Source organism: Bacillus sp. EB106-04-02-XG92 (assembly GCF_058791995.1).
On the sequence record NZ_JBYTEA010000034.1, the window covers coordinates 1 to 2,372 of the forward strand.

General features: G+C 33.8%; 2 protein-coding genes. Both read left to right on the plus strand.

Annotation, left to right across the window (positions count from 1 at the left end):
• The first annotated feature begins 263 nt into the window (after window positions 1-263).
• Entirely contained in the window at window positions 264-1,223 is a 960-nt protein-coding gene (locus AC3WVA_RS29235; RefSeq protein ID WP_098521830.1) for an alpha/beta hydrolase, read from the plus strand.
• 173 nt (window positions 1,224-1,396) lie between these two features.
• Window positions 1,397-2,128 (plus strand): DsbA family oxidoreductase, encoded by a 732-nt coding sequence (locus tag AC3WVA_RS29240; RefSeq protein ID WP_492322429.1) that lies wholly within the window; start codon window positions 1,397-1,399, stop codon window positions 2,126-2,128.
• The last annotated feature ends 244 nt before the right edge of the window (window positions 2,129-2,372 follow it).

Sequence of the window (2,372 nt, forward strand, 5' to 3'; positions counted from 1 at the left end):
GTTGGGACCTTGTCCCTGTGAGAGTAGGACGTCGCCAAGCAACTGTAAGACGAGTCAGAATGACTCGTCTTTTTTGTGTTTCTAACTCCTAATCCTTATTTTTTTAATCCTCTCATATTCATTTTCTTTCATTATTTTTGATATGTAGTATAAGATTTTCTATTTTATTTTTTGTAGAAGTAATCTGTCGGTGTGTTAAAATAGTGCAGTTGTTTTTTGAGTACTTGAATATAAGAAGACTTAATTTTAAAAAAGGAGATAATATGAAAAAGATAGGTATAGTTACTATAGTAGTTTTAGTCCTTCTAGCGATTACTTATATGTTAGTCGGGAATTATTTTTATAATTATGCGTTGAATGCGAAACAAGAGAAAGAGTTTTTAGAGGATAACCCTCACTTAGTAGAAACTGCGAATGCATCGGGAGGTGTGTTCGCTACAAATGAGGAAAAGGATGCGAGCTTTGTCTCAAATCATAAACCTAATACACTACACATAAATTCTTTCGATGAGTTGAAATTAACAGGTTATGAATATATGAATGAACAATCTAGCAATAAATGGGCAATTGTAGTTCATGGATATGATAGTAGGGCATCGAAAATGAAGAAATATATCCGTAACTTTTATGAACAAGGATATAACGTCATAGCGCCAGATCTTCGTGGGCATGGAAATAGTGAAGGTGATTATATAGGGATGGGCTGGCACGATCGTAAAGATATTTTGATTTGGATTCAACAAATTGTAAAGAAAGACCCTAATGCTGAAATAGCACTCTTTGGTGTTTCGATGGGGGGAGCAACTGTAATGATGACTTCAGGTGAAGAGTTACCTTCTAACGTGAAAGTTATTATTGAAGATTGTGGATACTCAACTGTCATTGATGAATTTACTTATCAACTAAAAGATTTATTCCATTTGCCAAAGTTTCCTGTTATGAACGCGGCAAATACAATTACAAAATTAAGAGCTGGATATGATTTAGAAGAAGCTTCGGCTGTAAAACAAGTAGCGAAAAGTAAAACACCGATGCTATTTATTCATGGGAATGCCGATACATTTGTTCCTTATGAAATGTTAGATGAAGTATATAATGCTGCAAAAGTAGAAAAAGAGAAATTAATTGTTCCAGGTGCTGGACATGGAGAAGCTGAGAAGATAGATTCAAATAAATATTGGAATACGGTATGGAAGTTCGTGGGGAGATATATTCCAGCATAATTAGATTTGTATATACGATAATCAAAAGGGAACGCTTTATACTTTTGATTATCGTTTTTTCTATTTATAAATTCATTTTAGGTTGTAGTATATAAGACTTGAAGCATAAATTTTTGAATTCCTTAGTGCCAGTGCTACAATGATTGAAAACTACATGTTAATGAGGTGTTTCTATGAAAATTGAAGTATGGTCAGATTTTGTGTGCCCATTTTGCTACATTGGGAAAAGTAGATTAGAGATGGCTTTAGAGCAATTTCCGCATAAGAAGGACGTTGAAGTTGAGTTTAAAAGTTTTGAATTAGACCAAAATGCTCCAATCTATTCTGGAACAAGTATTAATGAAGTACTTGCATCAAAATATGGGATTAGTATTGAAGAAGCTAAGCGTAATAATGTACAACTAGGAAATCATGCAGCGAGTATGGGTTTAAGTTTTAACTTTGATGAGATGAAGCCGACGAACACTTTTGATGCACATCGTCTTGCAAAGTTTGCAAAGGATCAAGGGAAAGAAAAAGAGATTACGGAAAATCTCCTTTTTGCATATTTCACAGAATCGAGAAATTTAAGTGATGTGGATACGCTTGCTACTATTGCTGAAGCTTCAGGTTTAGACAAGCAAGAAGCTTTACGTGTTATTCATGATAAAAGCGCATATGCAAATGATGTTAGAATTGATGAAGCAATTGCTCAGCAATATCAAATTTCAGGAGTACCTTATTTTATTATTAATCAAAAGTATGCTATTTCAGGTGCACAGCCACTTGAAACTTTTGTTGGTGCACTTCAGCAAGTGTGGGAGGAAGAGAATCCAACACCTAAGTTACAAGAGCTTTCTTCAGAAGGTGGAAGCGATATGTCTTGTACGGATGAAAGTTGTTCAGCACCTTCAAAAGAACAATAGTCTTTATAATGGAATAGCAACCCATAGAGTATTTTATGGGTTGCTTATCTATTTTTATAGAAGAGGTATATAGACAGATAATGTAATAACGTAAATAGGTTTTATAAAAAATGAAGTTTTTTATAAAAACATGTTGACGATTGTAGGTTAGAGGTGTAATATAGAAAAAGTCGCCGATGCAATAACGCAGAACGCGGCAAACGAAATAAAAAACTTAGTTGACATTACAAATTAGAAATGTTAA